At 34.1% G+C, this 22503-nt stretch carries 16 protein-coding genes, 1 tRNA gene and 1 pseudogene; 8 read left to right on the forward strand and 10 right to left on the reverse strand.

What is annotated here, in order from left to right:
• Nucleotides 1-449: 449 nt before the first annotated feature.
• The 4 genes from ACFIKH_RS03970 to ACFIKH_RS03985 all read right to left on the reverse strand — a co-directional run bounded on the left by ACFIKH_RS03970 (nt 450) and on the right by ACFIKH_RS03985 (nt 4325).
• Nucleotides 450-812: a hypothetical protein gene (locus ACFIKH_RS03970; protein ID WP_375625717.1), complete on the reverse strand. Its 363-nt coding sequence runs from the start codon at nt 810-812 to the stop codon at nt 450-452.
• Between the two features lie 214 nt (nt 813-1026).
• Nucleotides 1027-1389 carry a hypothetical protein gene (locus ACFIKH_RS03975; protein WP_375625719.1) on the reverse strand — a complete coding sequence of 121 codons (363 nt, stop codon included), beginning with the start codon at nt 1387-1389 and terminating at the stop codon, nt 1027-1029.
• A 185-nt stretch (nt 1390-1574) separates the two neighbouring features.
• The gene (locus ACFIKH_RS03980) at nt 1575-1931 is read right to left on the reverse strand and encodes a hypothetical protein (RefSeq protein WP_375625721.1); all 357 of its coding nucleotides are present in this window, start codon (nt 1929-1931) and stop codon (nt 1575-1577) included.
• Between the two features lie 1698 nt (nt 1932-3629).
• On the reverse strand, nt 3630-4325 hold the full coding sequence (locus ACFIKH_RS03985) for an HAD family hydrolase (protein ID WP_375625723.1): 696 nt from the start codon (nt 4323-4325) through the stop codon (nt 3630-3632).
• Nucleotides 4326-4696: 371 nt separating this feature from the next.
• On the opposite strand from ACFIKH_RS03985, the gene ACFIKH_RS03990 reads away from it, so the two are divergent.
• Entirely contained in the window at nt 4697-5785 is a 1089-nt protein-coding gene (locus tag ACFIKH_RS03990; protein ID WP_375648120.1) for a site-specific DNA-methyltransferase, read from the forward strand.
• 754 nt (nt 5786-6539) lie between these two features.
• On the opposite strand, the gene mutY is transcribed toward ACFIKH_RS03990, so the two are convergent.
• On the reverse strand, nt 6540-7598 hold the full coding sequence (gene mutY, locus ACFIKH_RS03995; RefSeq protein WP_273787922.1) for an A/G-specific adenine glycosylase: 1059 nt from the start codon (nt 7596-7598) through the stop codon (nt 6540-6542).
• Between the two features lie 142 nt (nt 7599-7740).
• On the opposite strand from mutY, the gene ACFIKH_RS04000 reads away from it, so the two are divergent.
• The 3 genes from ACFIKH_RS04000 (at nt 7741) to ppdK (ending at nt 11834) form a co-directional block, all read left to right on the forward strand.
• On the forward strand, nt 7741-8241 hold the full coding sequence (locus ACFIKH_RS04000) for a DUF721 domain-containing protein (RefSeq protein WP_375625109.1): 501 nt from the start codon (nt 7741-7743) through the stop codon (nt 8239-8241).
• Between the two features lie 82 nt (nt 8242-8323).
• Entirely contained in the window at nt 8324-8980 is a 657-nt protein-coding gene (locus tag ACFIKH_RS04005; RefSeq protein WP_375625108.1) for a DsbA family protein, read from the forward strand.
• A gap of 178 nt (nt 8981-9158) precedes the next feature.
• Complete coding sequence (ppdK, locus tag ACFIKH_RS04010; protein WP_375648092.1) at nt 9159-11834, forward strand: pyruvate, phosphate dikinase; 2676 nt, start codon at nt 9159-9161, stop codon at nt 11832-11834.
• A gap of 1705 nt (nt 11835-13539) precedes the next feature.
• On the opposite strand, the gene ACFIKH_RS04015 is transcribed toward ppdK, so the two are convergent.
• Nucleotides 13540-14364, reverse strand: a complete 825-nt coding sequence (locus tag ACFIKH_RS04015; protein WP_375625190.1) for a peptidoglycan-binding protein — start codon at nt 14362-14364, stop codon at nt 13540-13542.
• 1158 nt (nt 14365-15522) lie between these two features.
• On the opposite strand from ACFIKH_RS04015, the gene ACFIKH_RS04020 reads away from it, so the two are divergent.
• Both ACFIKH_RS04020 and ACFIKH_RS04025 read left to right on the forward strand, forming a co-directional pair.
• Entirely contained in the window at nt 15523-15840 is a 318-nt protein-coding gene (locus tag ACFIKH_RS04020) for a DUF5330 domain-containing protein (RefSeq protein WP_375625729.1), read from the forward strand.
• 166 nt (nt 15841-16006) lie between these two features.
• On the forward strand, nt 16007-16417 hold the full coding sequence (locus ACFIKH_RS04025) for a SufE family protein (RefSeq protein ID WP_273724544.1): 411 nt from the start codon (nt 16007-16009) through the stop codon (nt 16415-16417).
• A 99-nt stretch (nt 16418-16516) separates the two neighbouring features.
• Here ACFIKH_RS04025 and ACFIKH_RS04030 read toward each other — a convergent pair whose 3' ends face one another.
• The gene (locus tag ACFIKH_RS04030; RefSeq protein WP_012754848.1) at nt 16517-16954 is read right to left on the reverse strand and encodes a MucR family transcriptional regulator; all 438 of its coding nucleotides are present in this window, start codon (nt 16952-16954) and stop codon (nt 16517-16519) included.
• Between the two features lie 855 nt (nt 16955-17809).
• Between ACFIKH_RS04030 and ACFIKH_RS04035 the strand changes: the two genes are divergently transcribed.
• Nucleotides 17810-19903, forward strand: coding sequence for a S9 family peptidase (locus ACFIKH_RS04035; protein ID WP_375671052.1), 2094 nt, complete (start codon nt 17810-17812; stop codon nt 19901-19903).
• An 82-nt stretch (nt 19904-19985) separates the two neighbouring features.
• Here ACFIKH_RS04035 and ACFIKH_RS04040 read toward each other — a convergent pair whose 3' ends face one another.
• Complete coding sequence (locus ACFIKH_RS04040) at nt 19986-20588, reverse strand: superoxide dismutase (protein WP_375625105.1); 603 nt, start codon at nt 20586-20588, stop codon at nt 19986-19988.
• A gap of 871 nt (nt 20589-21459) precedes the next feature.
• Between ACFIKH_RS04040 and ACFIKH_RS04045 the strand changes: the two genes are divergently transcribed.
• Nucleotides 21460-21534 (forward strand) — tRNA-Gln (locus tag ACFIKH_RS04045).
• 233 nt (nt 21535-21767) lie between these two features.
• On the opposite strand, the gene ACFIKH_RS04050 is transcribed toward ACFIKH_RS04045, so the two are convergent.
• On the reverse strand, nt 21768-22232 hold the full coding sequence (locus tag ACFIKH_RS04050) for a toxin-activating lysine-acyltransferase (protein ID WP_375671054.1): 465 nt from the start codon (nt 22230-22232) through the stop codon (nt 21768-21770).
• Nucleotides 22232-22503: pseudogene (locus ACFIKH_RS04055) on the reverse strand (HlyD family type I secretion periplasmic adaptor subunit); the annotation flags it as partial. The pseudogene ACFIKH_RS04055 and the gene ACFIKH_RS04050, both read right to left, overlap by 1 nt.

Raw genomic sequence — 22503 nt, forward strand, 5'->3', positions numbered from 1 at the left:
CGAAATTTTTTTCTCTATTATTCATTCACTTAAATTTTGCAATATATCTTCATTTGTGCACCTTCTTAAATAATAAAATCAAATAGATAGAATGGTATTTATTGAAGAATTTTTTTTGTAAAACTCAATCATTCATATTTATTTTATGCTCTTATACTTTGTAACAATTAAATCTGCTAAAATGAATGTTGAAATGATATAAATCAAAATTCATACTGAAAGATTTATAAGGTAATTTTATGGCATTTCGTGCGCAAATTTATACTTTGAATAATTTTTGTTTAGCTTAATTTATTATTTTGTATACTAATAGATATTATATTTGTTCTATACAGTATGGTAACCTAAATTTTATCCATAGAAAACATACGACAGCCTGCTACATGATGTGAAGCAGGCTGTAAAGTATTCTCATTTTAAATAGAAAAAAATAACTAAGTATCTTTGAATTATTTGCCTTTAAGTTTTCCTATTGCCCATCCGATTGTCCCGCTAAATATGGACATAAAAAATCCAGTCAAGAATCCAAAACCCAAAGCTCCTACTGTAGAAAAAACTCCTAGCGTAATTGGTTCAAATACTTTCTCAAATTTTCCTTCAATGGCAGTTTCACTTTTTGCTCCATGAGTGAAACTTGGGACATAAAGAGAAGCTATATCGATAGCTTTTTTCTTTCCCTGTTCTATTAGAGAGACAGTTTCCCATTGAATATCATTTTTCAAATGATTGGCATGAACATTTATAACTTGTGAAAGCAAAAAAACAACTGCTATAAAAATATTTAATATATAAGTTTTCAATACTTTAATCATAATTTATCACCAATACTTTTATTTTAATTTGAATTGAATTGAATAGATGCATCGGCAGAATTAGTGCACATTGAGAGAAACAGAAGCATTTAAAGCTTTTTCATTCTTAATGTGATAATTCATTAGTTTTTTGTCATCAACAATGGATAAATACAAAATATATCCATAGTTTATATTTCGTATGAGAAGGTTTTATTCTAATAAAATTTCAATTTTAACGAGATTTAAAATACGATATTATTTTACCTATTATCCATGCTAAAAACATGCCTATCGTACTTGATGCATATCCAAGTGCCATCCCAACACCAAAGGTTCCGAGTGTAAGAGGTTCAACGACCTTTTCAAATTTTCCTTCAAGAGTAGTTTCATTATCCACTCCAAGATTTAGAATGGGGCTATAGAGAGAAACGGTATGGACTGTATCCTGTCTTTTCTGCTCTATGGCAGAAACAAAAATATTCTCACGATGAGTATTATTTTGCAAATAGTTTGCATGCACATTTACAATCTGTGAAAGAAAAAAGGCAGACATAATGAAAATACTTAACATATGATTTTTTAACAATTTAATCATAATTTACCTCAAATATTTTATAATATTCAATATATATATATATGCGTAAATTTATACTTTGGATATTTGGATATAATCTACAACATTTATCTCTTGTATCAAGAGAAGCTTCATTATGTAATTATTTACAACAAATAATAGATTCATAATGAAGCTATTATTCTAGAGTTCTAGACGAGACTGAATTATTTGAACATTAACACTATGTCCTTTATCCAACTTATTATCGATCCTATAAAGCTCATTGCATATCCAGCAAACAATAGTCCCACTCCTATAGTCATAGGCTCAACGACCTTTTCAATTTTCCCTTCACCTGTTGTTCCATTTTCTGTTTGATAATTTACAGATGGAACATAGAAAGAAGTCGTAGAAACTACATCAGATTTTGCATACTTTACTTGTTCCATTGGGAAAACAGAAAGTTCCTCTTTTGGAGTATCGTTTTTCAAATAGTTTGCATTAACATTTACAGTTTGTGAAATAAAAAAAGTGCTCGCTATAAAAATGCTTAAGATATAATTTTTAAATATTTTGACCATAACTTTACCTCAAATATTTTTAATTTATAGATGTAAGAAAATATACATAATGTTTATATATCTCACACTATATACAATTTTTATATTTCAATATGTATTTTTAGTCAATAATAAAAATACATATAAAAATATAAATATAATTTTTTATAAACATTATTGTAAAAAAGTAACAATAATAATTACAAAAATATTTTTTAAAATTTTATGAATTGTTTTGTTATGTGTTATATATAAATAACATGTGGTCATCGTATAATTTTTATAAAATGATATTAATATTATTTTTTAAATACATTTATAGATACTAAAAAATATACAATTATCTCATAGTATAAAGTAGAGCTCGAATTGGATAGAGATAAATGATATTATCTTTGTCTCACCAATGTGAACAGCATATTACTGTGATGTAAAGCAGTGTATAGAAGAATATCAATTCAGACACATTTATGAGTGCTGAAAGATCGGCATTAGATAATATTTTTAACATTTTCTTCTTTCCAAACTGAAAATCCGCTTTTATTTTTAGAAGGGGTGTCTTTCCTAAAGTTGGATTACTTTTGAAAAGATCTGATTTCATTGCTTATTTAAAAAGTCTATGTAAGTGCTTTCGGAAAAATTTGAGCAACTACTGGTATCTCTTTACGTTGTTTAAGGTTATTATATGTTTCATATTTATGTGCTTTTTTAAGAAATCCGTCTCAAGGTACTCAAGCCTATTTTGCAATAATAGATATGATGATAAAGCCCCATAATATAAAATTCTTAGGGCATCAGAATCTTTGACGTTTACAAAGAAGAAAGATGGCACCGCCATACACTTTGCTCGCTCCTAATGTTGCTACAGATCTTTGCCTCTTGAGATGATTTATTAAGAGGCATTTTTATTTCTTTATTTAATTCAGCATATCCAGATTTGAAATGAGAGAATCTCACAATATTCGGTTTTTTCATTTAATTTGAATAATGATAAATTATGATTATAAATCAATATTTTTGCCTGTAAATTACTTGCTATGAAATGTTTTTTATAAAATGCACATCTTCATAAGAATGTATTCTTTTTATCTTTTGTAATCTTAGGGAGGTTGTACCAATTGATGCTGTTTAAATACTGTTTAAGCAGTAAAGTAAATAAGCCTTCAACAAGTTTACGAGATTTGGATTGAGTAAATATAAGACATTCTAACTCAACAAGGACACTTTTATTGTTTTCAATAAACTCTTGTGTTCCATAGATTCTGGGAATTTTAATATTTTTTCCATAATCAATACGCACATACCCTACAATTTTACTATAGTGTGTGATTTTTTTGATCAGATGAAAAAGGCTAGCAATTTTCATATCTTATCGAGCAAGGCATCGTAATATTCCTTTTTTGACAAATATAATAATTTATCCGGATGGGCTGCTGAGGTTGGGAGTGGATATCGGAGTTGAGATAGATAAGCAGGGTTTGATTGTTATGAGCTTGCACCCCTGTTTTTTGCTTTTTTAAAGCACGTGCAATGGTTAACTGACTTATGATTACTCAACGAGGTGCTATATTTTTTTCCTTCACATTGAGATACAATTCACCCGTGTTGTGAATTACGCATTTATTGAAGTTATTATAAAAGAAGTAGCGAGAAGAGAAGGGCATTTGAGTAAAAATGCTTCTTACAAGAGTTTACAAACTGATATATTCAAGAGATTTTTTATAATAGATCTCGCCATACTGCCATTGCTTCTAAGACTTCTCCTAAATGAGCATGTTTTGCGATAACTGTTTCTGCGCCAGCTTCTGCAAGTGCATTAGAGTGACCAAGATAGCTATGGGATCCTCCCGTAAAGCCGATGACACGCATGCCTGCTGCTATGGCTGCGTGTACACCATGAAGTGAATCTTCTATAACGATAGTGTTTTGGGGCTCTGCCTGTAATTGTTGTGCGGCAAAAAGGAAAATATCAGGGGCCGGTTTCGTTCTTTTTGTTCCAACTTCAGGTGCTGAAAATATTTTACCTTCAAAAAGGTCATAGAGATCAACCGTGGTGAGCATCTCTTTTATATCTACGCTTTTTGCATTAGAGCAGATACAGTAGGGATAGCGTGTTTGAATAATTTCTACGGCTTCTCTTACATCATCAATAGCCCGTAATTTAGTTTTTATTTGTGTACGAAAAATATTAGTCATCTGATCTATGAGATGAGCAGAAATTGGTTTTTCTGTTTCCTGTTCAACGTGTTTAAGAATATCGCGAAAGATAAGCCCTGCAAAACGCTCACTCAATTCTTCGGGTGATATTTCATATCCTGTTTGTTTGAGCAATTGTGATCCAATTTTTGCTGCAAGATATTCAGAGTCAACGAGAACTCCGTCACAATCAAAAATAATAAGATCTATCTGAGGCATAAGATATTCCTTTACATGTTATGAGATGGACAACTTTCATGAAAACGATATTGAGAGGATCTTATTTCATAAAAATCTGCTTTGAAAATGATTCTTAATTCTTTTACGAAATAAAAGATATGGGAACAGTACATTGAAAAAAAGAAAAATAAGGTTTCATTCATATGAAAGTTTTTTTACTTAAAAAAACAAAAACAATTATCAATTTTGTATAATTTTAACGATACGTTTACGCTATTTTGTAAATATGGATTGGTAATGCGGGCCTATAAACTATTTTGGTTGATTATAGGGCAAATTCAGTTAATTTTGTTGGGTTTTTCATGACAGTTATTCAGCTTCAAAAAGATTTTCTTCGTACTCCCTCACAGATGCCATGGCGCAATAAAATTTTTAAAGGAGATTGTGTTTCAGTTCTAGAAAAACTTCCAAAACATTCCGTTGATATGATTTTTGCGGATCCACCCTATAATTTGCAATTGGACGGAGCTTTATACCGTCCAGATCATTCGCTTGTTGATGCGGTTGATGATGCATGGGATCAGTTTGAGAGTTTTGCTGCGTATGATGCTTTTACCCGCGCATGGTTGCTTGCTTGTCGTCGTGTATTAAAACCCAACGGAACACTTTGGGTTATCGGATCTTACCATAATATTTTTCGAGTTGGGACGGCATTACAAGATTTAGGTTTTTGGATGCTTAATGATATTATTTGGCGCAAAAATAATCCGATGCCTAATTTTCGAGGGCGCCGTTTTCAAAATGCTCATGAGACGCTTATTTGGGCTGTGCGAGATCAAAAAGATAAAAAGTATACATTTAATTATGATGCCTTAAAAGCGGCAAATGAAGATCTACAAATGCGTTCGGATTGGCTTTTCCCTCTCTGCACTGGAGCTGAACGTTTAAAGGATGATTCAGGGCGTAAATTACATCCAACACAAAAACCGCAAGCGTTATTAGCGCGTATTATTATGGCTTCTAGTAAACCTGGTGATGTTATTCTCGATCCGTTTTTTGGTTCGGGAACAACAGGTGCTGTTGCCAAGCTTTTAGGGCGTGATTTTGTTGGGATTGAACGCGAGCAAGACTACATTGATGCAGCATGTGAGAGAATTGCATCGGTTAAACCTTTAGCGCAACCAGAACTAGCGATTTTGGATAGAAAAAAAGCAGAACCGCGCGTAGCATTCAACAGTTTGCTTGAAGCAGGTTTACTCTATCCCGGAGAAGTTCTTTATGATCGCAAGAAGCAAGTATCTGCTATTGTAAGAGCTGATGGTACGATTATGCATGGTGGTGAAGCGGGTTCAATTCACGCAATGGGAAGAAAGGCTCAAGATTCGCAGAGTTGTAATGGTTGGACTTTTTGGTATTATGAGGAAAATGGACGGTTGAAGTCCATAGATCATTTAAGAATGATCATACGTTCACAAATGTTAAAAACGGGTGTTTTATGAACTAAGCTGATTGCTTCATTCTGTTGATCACCAATGTACCTGATCTTGATTGAGATGGAGGTGGAGCCGTTTTATGCCTTTCTTAGATGTTTTTTATTGATACACTAATCTCGCTTGTAAGCGGCAAGCGAGTATTTTTATGCTTCTTGTAGAAGAAATTAAAATGAGAAACTTTCACTCTATGTTCTAATTTGAGTTCCAAAACAGTAAAATTTCAATATAATTTTATGAAAATGAAAGACTAGAATTAAAAGGCTCATTCAGAAGTTCAAAATTAAGTGCTTTTTTGAGATAATACGTACATCTGTAAAGTGTGTATGATGTAATTTATTTATAAAGATAATTTAGCGCAACTCATATTGAATTATCCTCGGAATATCGTCAAATTTTTTCATTTCAAACATGTTCCATATTGAATCAATGAAATTTACTTGCTTACATGTCATCAGCGGAGTTGGCGTGTGAATAAAAATTGTTAAAGAAAAAATTAAAAGTACCTTTTATGAACCGTTTCAAGTGCCAAGGGTTGTTTTAGGGGACTGGTAAATATAACGATGGAGCCGACTTACTCCTTCATAAGCGAAAAAAGGATAGATCCTGAAATTTAAATCTAAGCTTTTCTATCCCTCCTTAATTCTTATCTGTAGGAAAAATTGGTTATTTCATTTTTTTAAATTTTTCTTTTACAGATTAAGAAATGGTTGCTAGAGATACAAAAGTCTCTGTTAGAAAACATTTTTACGAATAGGGAAGGTTATTTAAATCTGAAAGAATTGGGAAGTGCTACAGAAATGGCTTTTTTCATAACAGTAGGTAGTGCTTCTTCGGCAAGATGTTGAATGTTACACCACCAACCATTTTCACAATTCATTTCATGAACATCCTCAGTATAGTAAACATCGAGTTTTAGAGAAAAGTGAGTAAAAACATGCGTAATTTGTCCTTTGAATTGCCAATTGGCAGTAAAGGGTGCGTTTTGGAGCCCATTTTCGTTGTTTATGCCAATATTGTTAGGAATTTGGGTCATTCCACCAAGGAGCTTTTGCGTCTGTCGTTTTTCCAAATAAATTTGTCTCTTTTTATTAAGAGCCACAAAAGCAATACCTGTTTTTGAAGGGCGTTCTTTTTTAGGGGCTTTGACTGGAAAAGATTCCGGTTGTTGCGTCTTTGCTGCTTTACATAAACATTGAAGAGGGCAGGTATAACAAGATGGTTTGCGTGGAGTACAAACTGTTGCTCCTAAATCCATCATTGCTTGAGCAAAGTCACCAGGACGATTTAAAGCAGTAATTTTTTGTGTTTTTTCTTTAATTTCAACTTTTGCTTTTTGTAATATTGAAGTGATAGCAAAAAGGCGCGCTACCACACGTTCGACATTACCATCAACCACTGCTACAGGGTGATTAAAAGCAATTGAAGCAATGGCTGCGGCAGTATAATCTCCAATACCGGCTAGAGTTCGCAATTCTTTTACAGATTGTGGAAATTGTCCTGCGTAGTTTTCAACAAGTTGTTGCGCACATTTTTTAAGATTACGTGCGCGTGAATAATAACCAAGTCCAGCCCATGCTTTCATGATGTCATCTTGTGAGGCTTTTGCTAAAGAGGAAAGATCAGGCCATAGTTTCAGAAACTTTTTAAAATAAGGCTTAACTGTTTCAACGGTTGTTTGTTGAAGCATGATTTCAGAAAGCCAAACTTGATAAGGATCAGGACGGATACCTTGTTTTTGCTTTTCGGGGGTAATCCGCCATGGGAGATGTCTGTGATTTTGATCGTACCAAGCAAGGAGGTGCGAAGAAATTTCATACATGATTGTTTTCAAGCATAGGAAGATATAAAATGCAAAAGAAAAAATTATTTATTTTGTTGATATTTCATAAATTGAGGAGGCAATAATTTTTAGATGAAACAAATGATTTTAATTTAGTAAGCGATTGAACAATGATCTAAAAATGAGAAAACAACTTAAAAAACATATCTTTTATTCTCTTTCTGAGACGGTATACAAAATACTTGATCCAGTTTTACGCAAACGGACAGGGCTTAATGTAGCGCTTATAGAACATTGGCCACAAATTGCGGGCTATGATATCAGTGAACATACAATGCCGCTTAAAATTATTTGGAAACGTCGTGCAGATCAAGATGATGTTTTTCAGCCAGCAACACTTGTTGTCGCATGTGAAGGATTTGCTGCGTTAAAATTGATGCATGAAACAGAGGAGTTACTTCATAGAATTAACGGATTTTTTGGCTATATTGCTATTGATCGCATCAAGATTGAGCAAAGGAGTATGTCGGTTTTTATGAATCACTTGCCTCTAAAATCATCTTTGAGTGAACAAGACAAAAAATGCGTGGGAGAAATGCTTGAAGGAATTGAAGATAAAAGCTTGCGCCAATCACTTTATAAACTTGGCTGTTGCATTTTCTTGGAAAAAAATAATAAATAGAAAGATATTTTATATATTTTTCTTTAATATATGAGAAAGCATTGGATTCTTATTCGTTAATAACAACAGAAAAGTATTATTTATGGTAAAATATCGTTCTTTTTTATCTTTCGGGATAATTTTTCTCTTCATAACGATTGTACAAAACAGTGTAACAGTTGCTTTAGCGCGTGATCCAAAACCAGTGGCAACTGTTGATATGGAAGAGCTTCTCCAATCGGATAAAGTAAAGGATCGCTTTGAGGGAGAGGCGGATGCACCGGTCATCATTGTTGAGTATGCTTCGTTGACATGTGCCCATTGTGCGCATTTTTATAATGATATACTTCCTCAAATTCGTAAAAAATATATCAAAACAGGAAAAGTAAAACTGATTTTCCGCGATTATGCTTTTGATCCTCGGGCAACAGCAGGTTTTATGTTGGCACGGTGTGCACCAGAAGATCGCTATTTTCCTTTGATAGAAGTTTTATTTCAAAAACAAAATGAATGGGCTTTCGGAAAAGATGCTCTAACACCATTGAAAAAAATTGGCTTAATGGCTGGTTTTACAGATGAAAGTTTTACTGCATGTTTGAAAAATCAAGCCATTTTAGATGAAGTGAATGCATCCTTTGAGCGTGGTAAAGAGCTTGGTGTTACAGCAACGCCTACTTTCTTTATTAATGGTAGTAAATATGAAGGTGCCATGAAAGTAGAAGACTTTTTTTCGGTGATTGATAGTTTTCTTAAAAAATGAATCTTAATCTTCCAGAAGATGGGTAGTGATACTTTTTGTCATTATCGCTTTTGGAAGGATTAATAGTATGCATTTATGAAGCAATATTTTTTGTTAAGCCGATTTTGAATCAAATCATTGCTTTTAAGTGAGCCTAGGTTGAATGATGTTTTGATGCTGATATGGGAGGATTTGTACAGTGAAAAAATGGGTTTATAGTTTTGGAGATGGAAAGGCAGAAGGAAGTGCAAGTGAGCGTAACCTTCTCGGAGGTAAAGGGGCTAATTTGGCAGAAATGAGTAATCTTGGTTTACCCGTACCACCCGGATTTACGCTGACAACAGAAGTTTGTAATTTTTATTATGCCCATGACAAATCATATCCAGAAGAGCTACAGGAATCTGTTAAGAAAGCACTAAAACGCGTTGGTGAACAAACAGGACGTGAATTTGGAAGTGAGCAAAAGCCACTTTTGCTTTCTGTTCGTTCAGGAGCTAGGGCTTCTATGCCAGGGATGATGGATACAGTGCTTAACCTTGGCATGAATGATGAGACTGTAAAAGCCATTGCTTTACAAGCTAATAATGAACGTTTTGCTTATGATAGTTATCGGCGTTTTATCCAAATGTATTCTAACGTTGTTTTGGGGTTAGATCATTCGTATTTTGAAGAAATTCTTGATGAAGCAAAAGTACGCAATGGTTACACTATTGATACAGAAATGACAGCAGATGATTGGAAGAACATTATTACTTCTTATAAAGCATATGTTGAAGAAAAATTAGGAAAACCTTTTCCACAAAATCCTGAACAGCAGTTATGGGGAGCAATTGGAGCCGTTTTTTCAAGTTGGATGACAGCACGTGCAGTTACCTATCGCCGTTTACATAATATTCCTGAAAGTTGGGGAACGGCAGTTAATGTGCAAGCTATGGTTTTTGGCAACATGGGTGAAGATTCGGCAACAGGTGTTGCTTTTACACGCAATCCATCAACAGGGAAAAAAGAGCTTTATGGTGAATTTTTAGTTAATGCGCAAGGGGAAGATGTTGTGGCGGGCATTCGAACGCCTCAAAATATTACAGAAAATGCGCGTATTGTTGCTGGCTCAAATAGGCCGTCATTAGAAAAAATTATGCCTGAGGCTTTTTTGAAATTATGTCAGATAGCGCAGAAGCTTGAGCAGCATTATCGGGATATGCAAGATCTCGAATTTACCATTGAAAAAGGTAAATTATGGATGCTTCAGACTCGTTCAGGAAAACGCACGGCTCGTGCGGCTCTCAAGATAGCAATTGAAATGGTTGAGGAGGGGTTAATAAACCGTGAAGAGGCTGTGATGCGTATTGATGCAAAGTCGCTTGACCAACTTTTGCATCCAACACTTGATCCCAAAGCAGAACGTTTTGTTATAGGACGTGGTTTACCTGCTTCTCCTGGAGCCGCAACTGGTGAAATTGTTTTTACTTCAGAAGAGGCAGAAACTGTGTCGGCAGAAGGTCGCAAAGTTATTTTGGTCCGTATAGAAACAAGCCCAGAAGATATTCATGGTATGCATGCTGCGGAAGGAATTTTAACAACGCGTGGCGGTATGACAAGTCACGCTGCTGTTGTTGCGCGGGGGATGGGAAAACCATGTATTTCTGGTGCTGGCAGTGTGCGGATTGATTATAACACAAATACGCTGTTTGCTTCAGGAGAAAGCTTTAAAAAAGGTGATGTTATCACAATTGATGGTGGAAGTGGAGAAATTTTCAAAGGGAAAGTTGCAATGTTGCAGCCTCAGCTTTGCGGAGACTTTGCAAAATTAATGGAATGGGCTGATGGGATGCGACGTATAAGAGTTCGCGCTAATGCTGATACACCATCTGATGCCCGTATGGGGCGCTCTTTTGGGGCTGAGGGTATAGGTCTTTGCCGTACGGAGCATATGTTTTTTTCTGATGAACGTATCGTGGCCATGCGTGAAATGATTTTAAGCCATGATGAAAATGGTCGTCGTAAAGCACTAGATAAGCTTTTGCCAATGCAGCGTTCAGATTTTATTGAATTATTTGAAATTATGTGTGGTTTACCTGTTACTATCCGCTTGCTAGATCCACCATTACATGAATTTTTACCTAAAACGAAAGCAGAAATTCTTGATGTTGCAACAGCTATGGGTGTTTCTGCTGAAGTTCTTGCTGAACGGGCTCAGCAGTTGCACGAATTTAATCCTATGCTTGGATTACGTGGATGCCGTTTAGCTATTACTTATCCTGAAATTGCAGAAATGCAAGCGCGGGCGATTTTTGAAGCAGCAGCAGAAGCTGCCCAAAAATCTGGATCTCCTGTTATGCTTGAAATTATGGTGCCACTTGTTGCGCTTAAATCTGAACTCGATTTTGTAAAAGCGCGTATTGATCAGGTTGCTGAGGAAGTGATGAAAGAAAAGGGAAGCACTATTCAATATATGGTTGGGACGATGATTGAGCTTCCAAGGGCGGCGCTTCGAGCAGATGAAATTGCTGAAACTGCTGAATTTTTTTCATTTGGAACAAACGATTTGACACAAACTACTTTTGGGATTTCCCGTGATGATGCTGCTCCTTTTTTGGCAACCTATTTTCAAAAAGGTCTTTTAGAGCAAGATCCTTTCGTGTCTATTGACCGTGATGGAGTAGGAGAACTTATTACCATTGCTGCACAGCGTGGACGATCAAAGCGTGCAAAAATAAAATTGGGAATTTGCGGTGAACATGGAGGCGATCCTGCCTCTATTGCTTTATGTGAAGAAAATAACCTAGATTATGTTTCGTGTTCTCCTTTTCGAGTACCAATTGCTCGTTTAGCAGCAGCTCAAGCCGCAATAGCAAAAAAGGGTATAATGGGTTAATATTTTTTTGTTGTATAGTTATTACTAAAATAAATTTTTATATATTCTTTTATTTTCTTTAATAAAGGAAATAAAGTGCTTCTAAAATGCACGATAAGTTATGTTACACGAGAAAGTGTTTTTTTGAGAAGTTTATGAGAGAAAATATGAAGCAGGATAGACAAAGATGTATTATTAATACACTTTCTATTGACGAACCTCTTGATAGAGAGAAATGTGTTATTGTGCAGTCAATTTACACGTTTGCTTTTTTATAGGGGAATGAATTCCTCACGCAAAATAGAATGCTCCAAACAAATGCATTTTTTTGCACATCATGCTGTTTGAGATAGACATTTCTCAGTGGATGCCCCATTTCACATTGACATTCGTGGAATGGGGATTGTGTAAAATTTCCCGTAAGTTTATAAAAATCTTCCCAAAGTATATAAACTCTACTATGCACTACCATCTTTACATTTATGAAGGAATATCAAAGTTATACAATATGTTGATTTATAATGATAATTTATCATTTCAACTTCTTTTATAATGAATCAATCAAAACCATGTTTTTTGCATGTTACAGGCGGAATTAGCGTCTGTGAATAAAAATAAAGCAAGGATATGCTTCTTATGAATCATCTCAAGTGTCAAGAGCTGTCACAAATTGAAGGTAGGTATAGTGTTGTAATGGTGCCCGGCTTGCTTCGTCACAAGCATAAAGATGATAGCGCACAAGTGGGGTTGCTATTATTATTCACGGGCCGTTGTTGCGAAATGGGCTTGGGTGCTTTAGAAATGTTTTTTTAAGAAAGCCCGTGAATGGCAATCCACATATATTCCGTTTAGGACATTTTGTTTTACGTGAGGAGGCGTGGGCCCAAAAAGATACGAGCTAAAAAAAGCATGAGGCAATAGGTAATCTCCATTATTTTAAAGACATTGCTTTAGATGTCTTTGAAAGTCGTAAAGCTGAATTAAAAGGAAATGGCAAAGATGAAAATTGGTTTCTACCCTTAAAATTTCATATTCTTCCCAAATTAGACTGTCTCTCTGTTTCAGAGAGTATACAAACAGAGATACGTAATGCCCTTGCCTCCTATTTGGCATACAAAAGCTATAGCAGTTGAGAAAGTACTAAACTGTCTTAACATTTGCTTCAAACATGCTGCTGCGTTAGGTTTAGATGTTAATTTATAGGCGACACCAAAAGCACACGTTCTCTTAGAAAACAACGTCATAAAACACAAAACTTTCCAGCAATAGATTGGAGAGAATTGCCGATTTTTTATCAGACACTTTGCGAAACAACAACCATAATACAACTAGCTTTACGTCTACTTATCCTTACAGATGTTTGCACAAATTCTTTGCATCATATTTATAAAGATCAAATTGACGATAAGATATGGACAATTAGTGGCTCGATAATATGAAAGGTTTACGTGATACTACAAAAATTTCGTGTCCTTTTATCATCAGAAGCAATAAAAATTCTAGAACGACCGCGTTTGCTATTTTGCAATATTTCTTTTTTCTGCAATCGGTTGTGGTTTTCTTACAGCAAGTTGTATGGCTCAATATGTAATGTGTAAGAAAACCATTCTGATCGATTGAATATAAGAGGGCTTGAGATGAAGGAATGTTTGAGGGCATTAAACAAGCGAAAGATGAATTATCATTATAAATTAAGAGATTATTTTTATAGTATAGATGATTAGCTTCAATTTAATAAACCAATTTCACGCATTTTCATTAAAATTGTGTGATTAATTTTACCTGTTACAGGAAGATCAAACATTTTTTGAAATTGTTTTAAGGCTTCTATCGTCTTTTGATCTTCTATTCCTGTGACAATAACCTCTTCATTCCCAAAAATATGTAAAGCTTTTTGCACTTGTATAATATCTTCGACAGAAGGCTCTGAAATAGCTTCTTTTAAGTGCGTCATATTTTTTGTTTCTATTTCGCTCTGCTTAATTAATATCGCAATTTCATCTGTTGCGGGATTAGATAGAACATTCTTTTGCATTCTCTGAGCAGCTTGTTGTTTCCATAAAGTGATGGCACGGCGTGTTTTAGGTCCTTCCAGTCCATCTAAAGGTCCATCATAAAGTCCTAATTTTGCTAGTTCTTTTTGCTTTTCCAGCATGCTTGCTGATTGAGGAGGTAAAGGTGAATTTGTATGGTGATGACTTGGAGAATGTAGAGAAGTTACACGAGAGAGTTCTTGTGATTTTGCTTCTTTTTCCAATAAAGTAGAGCTCTTTCCTATACTTTGAACGGAGGAAAATTTCATTTGAGTTAAAATATTTTGATGCGTTGTCATTTGCGAAAATAAAGCATTAAATGAAATAAATAAAAAACTAATGCTAAAAAGAAGAGATCCAACAAAAAATAAAGTATTTTTTCGTGTATAGAAATAAAGAGTTTTTGCTATCCAAAAAATAAAATGAAAAATTATAAGAAGAAGTGTTATAACAATACTACTAGAGTATTTACGGTGTTTTACAGTTTTTTTTCGGGTCGTCTTTCGTTTTTTTGTCATCATTTTTATTTTCAGTTGCGTTTATGTTTCACAAAGAAACGAATGCAAATTAGTTCTTACTTTTCGCTAGAGAGAAATGCATTTACATTATTGTTTTTTCCTTTCAAACTCCTAGAATAAGCAGCTTCATTCTATCAATGTATAAGTTGATCAATCAACAAGAGCTCTTATCAATTTTCATTAATTTCAGATTTTACAAATCTTTCAATATGTATAAAGAGAACATCGAATGATTAACGTTCAAGAGCATTTTAGTGTTTGCAAACTGCATTATCACATATAAGCATCTCAATAATAATATCACGTTATTCTTCATTTTTGGCGCAGGTGTTTGCCTATCATTTAAAAACAAGTTAGAGACTATTTTTCTATAACGTTAAAAAGATAAGAGTCATTATATTCTTTACAATTTACATATATAGGGTTACTTTTCTGTAAACGGTTTGGTGAGAATACTGGTCTCTTAAGGTTATTATATTTTAGTGGAGCTACTTTTGTATCAATTAAATTGATGTTTACAATGTTATAGAAAAACTTGTCTTGAGATATTGAGATGGAGTTATAAGAGATGAAGGTATTGTTTGATCTTTTGATCGACATATTGATCATGTTGGTGATGTTCTAGTAAAAGTTTTATAGATAATATAAATATTTTATCACTACTAGAGTCAGAATAACAGAGTCTGACTCTTTTTAGCCTTTTCAACTAAGCTAAGATGATGAACTATTATTTAAAATAAGTATGTACACAATATGGAAAAGAAATTGGACTCTGTGTTTAATCCTTATCTCATTGCTACACTTTCTTGTGGAATAATTGCTACACTTTCTTGTGGAATAAAAGGTTATAAATGTGGGGGGTACATTTCTTAACTCTTATGCACGATCATGGTTATATCTCTCACTTTTTATCATGGTATGTTCATTAATATGATCAGCCTGTAAGTGTATAATTGGGATGTTAAATTTTTACTGAATAGACAATGTATCCCATTTTATACAGCGGCATTGTGCCATATTTATAAAAAAGCCAATGATATAGATCCAATAAATGAATACTCAATTTTATAAAAAACAAATTTTATAAATTGTTTATAAAGAAACAGTGTATAAAATGCTTCTTTTATTGTATTTACCACTGCGGTACATTGATTGCCCATGATACGTTTTTTAATCAAATTATCATTTTTTTTATTTTTTATTTTTGTCATTATTTCATTTTTTGTAGCAGATCCAAACAGTAACCATTCTTCTAGCCCCAAAAATAATGAGACAACAACGAGCGATGTGATTATTGCTTTTAAGAAAGCTTTAAATGACTTAGGAGCATTTTGTGACCGTAATATAGAAACCTGCAAAGTAGGAAAATCATTTTTAAGTTCACTTGGTGAACGCGCATATTACGGTGCGAGAGCTGCTTATGAATATTTAGGCAACATATTAGGGAACAACAATAATATCAGAGATTTCCCCTAATGTTTCTTGCAAAATCGCAATACAAGAGTTCTTATAAAGCCATACAATGTTATCTTGAAATAAGGATTTTTAACGTTCTTTGTGTTATTTATGTTAGGAAGAATAAATATTTATTTTTTATAAGTGTATTTAAGAATGATTATTCAAACGAAACAGGACTAAAATAATGGCGGAAACAATCGGTAATATCATAGAGAACTTTTCGCTTTTGGATAATTGGGAAGATCGTTATCGTTATGTCATTGAGCTTGGTCATGAATTGCCACCTTTTCCGGAAAGCGCTAGAAACGATGCTCACAAAGTTCCTGGTTGTGTTAGCCAAGTGTGGCTTTTATCTTCACGTAATAACTCAGAAGATCCAATATTGACGTTTCAAGGTGATTCCGATGCTCATATTGTGCGTGGACTTATTTACATACTTCTTGCTTTTTATTCAGGCAAAAAAGCTTCTGAAATTCGCAATTCTGATGCTCAAGAGCTCTTTGAAAAACTTGGTTTAAATGAAAATCTTACACCACAACGATCAAATGGTCTGAAATCAATGATTAAACGGATTCGTAACGAAAGCTATATATAATCCCCTTGGTAGAAATTATTATATATACAAAAGCTTCACACAAAACATGTATACTAAAATCAAATTTATACACAAAACCATTATTTTCGCAAAATAAGATTATTTAGTTTTTTTCCGTTTACTTTTGCGTCCAAGACCCATTTCTTTGGCCAAAGCTGATCGTGTTTTTGCATAATTAGGCGCCACCATAGGATAAGAACTATCTAACTGCCATTTTTCACGATATTCCTCTGGCAACATTCCATAATGTGTCATGAGATGACGCTTTAGAGATTTAAATTTCTTTCCATCTTCAAGGCAAATGAGATAATCAGGAAATACTGAACGCTTTGGATTAACGGCAGGCCTTTGTTTTTCAACTTCGACTTCTGTTAACTCTAGATTTCCTGCTTTACGAAAAGCAGCATGGACATCAGCAATTAAACTTGGCACTTCAGTCGGTCGAATAGAATTATTACTCACGTAGGCAGCAACAATATCAGCAACCAATGTAATAACTAAATTGCTTTCAGTCTCTAAGACTGCACGATGTTCCATTCTTGTTTCCTTTAATTTAAAATTGAGTAATTCAAAATCGAGATATAGTGCATATACTCATGATATAAAGATCTCATGCACAAGAGTTTCATATTGTACAAAAATCTTTTTTGTCAATTCAATTATTCTATAAAATTGCCAAAACACAAAAAAATCAAATAAATACCTCTTTTTTGTCATAATATAAAATAAGAAAAACGAAATTATTACATGCTAAAATATATTTTTACCCTATAACATATCATACATAATATACAATACATTACAAATATAAAAAAATATAGGATAAAATTTATTTATTTTTTTTGAGAATGTAAAAATAAAATTACTAATTATAAAAATATAATATATAAATTAGTATTTTTTATTTTGAATATTTATAATTTAGTAATTTTATTTTTAATAAATTTTAAATTTATTTTTATTATTTATACTTATTAAATTTAATAATAAATAACAATCTATATTATAAATAATACACAGTGGAATTACTTATAATATAAAACTATTCATTAAAACGACATATAATATTTTTATGTTTTATACACAAACGAAAACACTTTAAATATATTTATTGCTTTCTATAAAATTATAAGATTATACTGTTTCAAAAAAAATCAATTCTTTTTCTCATAGTTTAATTGTCTTACCAGTCACTTTCGTTATAAAAATGGTATTATATCCCTAGAAAACAATAGCTGTGATATGTAATGGACAGAAAGATATTAGTTTTAAAAATTATCATGGCGCTATTTTTACAAGTGAATAGAACTTATAGATTTTTACACTTGCATCAATAATTGTGATTCTAACATATAAACGAAGCTGTTAACATATTTTAATATAGGATTGTGTATGACCCGCACTTTTGCAATTCCTCCCAAAGCATCTAGAATCACTCATAAGGAAATATATCATGGTATTTTTCGTGATGATCCCTATCATTGGTTACGTGCGTCTAACTGGCAAGATGTTTTTAAAGATCCTAACTGTCTTGATCCAAATATTCGACATTATCTTGAAAAAGAAAATGCTTATCAATCAGCTCAAATGGCTGATACAAAACCATTACGAGATTTGCTTTTTACCGAAATGAAAAACAGGATCCACGAGAATGATAGTTCTGTTCCTATAAAACATGGTCCTTTTGCTTACGGATTCTCTTATGTTACCGGAGGCCAACAACCACATTATTTTCGGACACCAAGGAATGGCGGAGAAAAAAACGTGTACCTTAATGGTGATGTCTTGGCAGAAGGCAAAGAATATTTCAAATTTGGTTCAGTTCAAGAATCTCCTGACCATATACATGTGGTATGGACCTATGATGACAAAGGATCAGAATTCTATACAGCTAAAATTCGTAATTTTGAGACATTGTCTGACTGTATGGACACAATTACTGATACATCTGGTCAAATTGTATGGGATGCTAAATCTGAAGGTTTTTTCTATACTAAAATGGATAAAAATCACCGACCTTCAGAGCTCTATTATCACCGATTAAACACTGATCAATCACAAGATAAGCTTATTTTTCGCGAAGACAATCCAAGTTTTTTCTTAGATGTAAGCGGCTCTAAGCTTAACGATATTATTTATATTAATATTCATGATCATGAAACATCAGAGATCTGGTTGATTCCTGCTGAGGCGCCTTTTACTAATCCCCAATGTGTACGGAAACGACAAAAAGGTATTGAATATTCACTTACAGCAGGTGGTGATGTCTTCTATATTCTGACCAATCTAGATAATGCAAAAGATTTCAAAATTATGGTAGCGCCATATACATCCCCACAATCAGAAAATTGGTCTGAGTTTGTCCCACATCAGCTTGGGTGCCTAATATTATTCCATGATGCTTATCAAGATTTTCTTGTCTGGATCGAACGGTTTGAGGGGCTTCCACGTATAAAGGTAATGGAACGTACCACTAAACAAGTTAATTCCATTGCTTTTACTGAAGAGGCTTATTCTTTAGGTCTACAAGGGGTTGCAGAATATAACAGTCCAACTATTCGTTTTTCCTATTCGTCTATGACAACACCTGATCAAGTGTTTGATTATGAGATGAAAAGTCGTAAACGAATGCTTTTAAAAACGCAAATAATTCCCTCTGGGCATAATAAAGATGCATATGTAACACGACGTATTACAGCAATAGCAGACGATGGTGAGAAGATTCCTATTTCACTTTTTTATCACAAAAACACTCCTCTTGATGGTGGTGCGCCTTGTCTGCTTTACGGTTATGGTGCTTATGGGATCTCTATTCCTGCCAGTTTCAATAGTAATATACTTTCTCTAGTAAACAGAGGTTTTATTTACGCGATTGCTCATATTCGCGGAGGAAAAGAAAAGGGAGTAGAATGGTATGAGAAAGGAAAACATCTCTTTAAGCACAATACATTTACAGATTTTATTGCTTGTGGGCGTTACCTCGTAAACAATAAATTCACTTCTCACGACCGGCTTATTGCTCATGGTGGTTCAGCAGGGGGCATGTTGATGGGAGCCATTGCCAATATAGCTCCACAGGATTTTGCTGGAATCGTAGCGAATGTGCCTTTTGTTGATGTCTTAGCGACAATGTTAGATGCTTCATTGCCACTCACACCTCCAGAATGGGCCGAATGGGGGAATCCTCTTGAATCAGAAGAAGATTATAAGCTTATTGCTTCCTATTCGCCCTACGATAATGTCAAAGCTCAAAACTATCCCCCTATACTTGTGATGGCAGGATTAACAGATCCTCGTGTAACTTACTGGGAGCCTGCAAAATGGGTGGCAAAATTACGAGACTTAAAAACAGACGATAATGCAATTTTATTACGTATTAATATGGATTCAGGGCACGCTGGTGCAGCCGGACGTTTTTCAAAGCTAGAAGAAATTGCCTATATCTATGCATATATTCTAAAGATAGCAGGAAAAGACTTTTGCTAATCCATAATATCTCTGTATGAAAGTCTCCGATAATTTATTGGATTATAGGGACTTTCATACACTAAAAAATTATCTAGATAGCTTAAAGTTCACATTCTTCATAAAGTTTCAAAACATAGTCCCAATTAATTAAATGATCCACAAAGGATTCGAGGTACTTCGGTCGAGTATTGCGGTAATCAATGTAATAGGAATGTTCCCAAACATCGACACCCAAAATAGGTCGAGCATTGTGAATTAAGGGATTTTCGCCATTAGGCGTTTTCATAATTTCAAGCTTGCCATCTTTAACAGCAACCCACGCCCATCCAGAACCAAATTGGGCACTAGCAGCAGCAATAAAATCAGCGCGGAATTTGTCGTAACCACCTAGATCAGCGTCAATAGCTTTTGCTAACTTTTCAGGAAGTTTTTGGCCACCACCATCTTTTTTCATCCAAAGCCAAAAGTGGTTATGATTGTAATATTGTGCTGCATTATTAAACAAACCAATATTTTTTCCAAAACTTTTTTTAACAATATCTTCAAGGCTTTCATTTTCTAAGCCTAACTCTTTCACAAAATTATTGGTGTTGTTAAGATAAGCGAGGTGATGCTTATCATGATGATATTCAAGCGTTTCGCGTGACATATAAGGTGAAAGGGCATCGTAATCATAAGGCAACGGGGGCAATTCAAAAGCCATTTAAAAATCTCCTCGATTCTAATTGTTAAGCTTACTTCATAAGCCTAATTTGCCATTTACCGAATTTAAAAGCAAATGTTGAATACCTATTTGTATGAAATTAGTTTTAATGTCTCTCTTTTTGTAAAAGAAGCTTTTAGGAAATGCATGCTCATTAATCAAAAGGTCCTCGGTCTATATAAAGATTGCTTCTGAAGATTTTTTACATCTATGAATGGGTAATAAATATCATTATCTTTTGAATAAAAAGTAAATGGAAATAGCTATTATTCCTTGTTTTTGTATCTATATTTTTTCAAATACCATATAAAATGTTTTTAATTTTTGCAAAACTCTTCTAACCTATAGGTGTATCATAGTGTTTTCAACAGAATATTAAGTGTTATTTTTTAGGAGATATTTTTCAATGTGCTTGATTTCATTTTATGGCACCATCCGTGAATAATATAATGTAAAAACCGGTGGACATTACCATCTTTACGCTTAATAAAAGAGCACAGCAGCACTATCACATACTTTACCGGTCCCCAATGGTGACAGCTTTTATCTTAGTTAAGCAAGATGAGATTTTAGTATATCAAGAAAAGCAAATCATATGCTAATTTATTAGATACATGAGTAAACTACAAGATTTTCATTTTCTGTTCCTAGGACATCAATACAAAGAGCAAAATAATTGGTGGATAAATGGTTTCTATTTGTGTTAAAAGCACAACCGTATATCAGTTTCTGCTACGAATTTGTATTGATGCAATGCCATACAAGACTCAGGCACTTTATGATAAAAAAGTAAGGTCTTTGATTTTCAGATATTGCGTCCAATCACAGGAATCGCTATAAGGTGCAAGAGTTGCTATAAAGCATGTTTTTTTGGGGTATAGCCAAGCGGTAAGGCACCGGTTTTTGGTACCGGCATTCCCTGGTTCGAATCCAGGTACCCCAGCCAATTCTAGTGAAATTAGTTAATCAAATTTCGGCTTGAGAGTGGATCAATCCCCTTAACCGTCTGTTGCTATTCATAGCAAGTCTGGTAAGCTGAAAAATACCCATTTGTAGCGGATTAGCTCTAAATATGGAAAGGCTTTCTTTTACTATAGCTATCGCTTAAAGAGCTCTTTTAAAAGCTTCTTTTCTATAAGAGGGAGGGGAAATGGTTTATCCGCACTTGCTTTAGAAAAACTATTTGGCTGGATTTTGTGCTCTGTAGCAACACCAGCGCGCAATTTTTCGTATTTCACCATCTTCATTACGTCGAACAGCGTAGCAATAATGCTGATTAGGAAACACATGCCGCTGCATGTCACGTACCATACCAGCAGCATGTCCATAGGGTGCTACACAATCAATAAACCACATATATTCTCCGCCTTGCCAATCCGCATCGGGTAAAAATTCTCCCTTATCAAGCATAGATTGATGATTTTTTTCATCTAAAAAAGCCCAAGTGATAAAGGCACAAAATTCTCCACGTTCATTTTTATAGAGTTTATATTGCCCAGTCTGTAAGGCGGGTCCTATGTTGCGTTCAATATCCCAGATTCGCCAGCGGCGGTATAAGGGAGATGTAAGCATTAAAACAATCATGGCACCCAAAGCCGTAAGAGGATCTATGAGTGATGGTGATGAATTTTCATTTACAGACATTATCTTTCCTTTAGAGATTGTTCTAAAACTTTGGTAATAGGTTCAAAGAAATAGGAAATGAGCCGTCGTTTTGAGGTAATGACATCCGTTGTCACAGTCATGCCAGGGATAAATTTAAGATGTTTGTTATTCAAAGTGATGTGATCTTGGTCAATTTTGATTAAAACAGCATAGACACCATTAATTTCTTTATTATAGCGCGCTGTAGCGCCTACATTAACGACTGTACCGTGGATAACACCGAAACGTTCAGGTGGAAAGGCAGAAAACT

It is taken from the genome of Bartonella sp. SD1336NMGDW (assembly GCF_042193565.1).
GTDB lineage: Bacteria > Pseudomonadota > Alphaproteobacteria > Rhizobiales > Rhizobiaceae > Bartonella > Bartonella grahamii.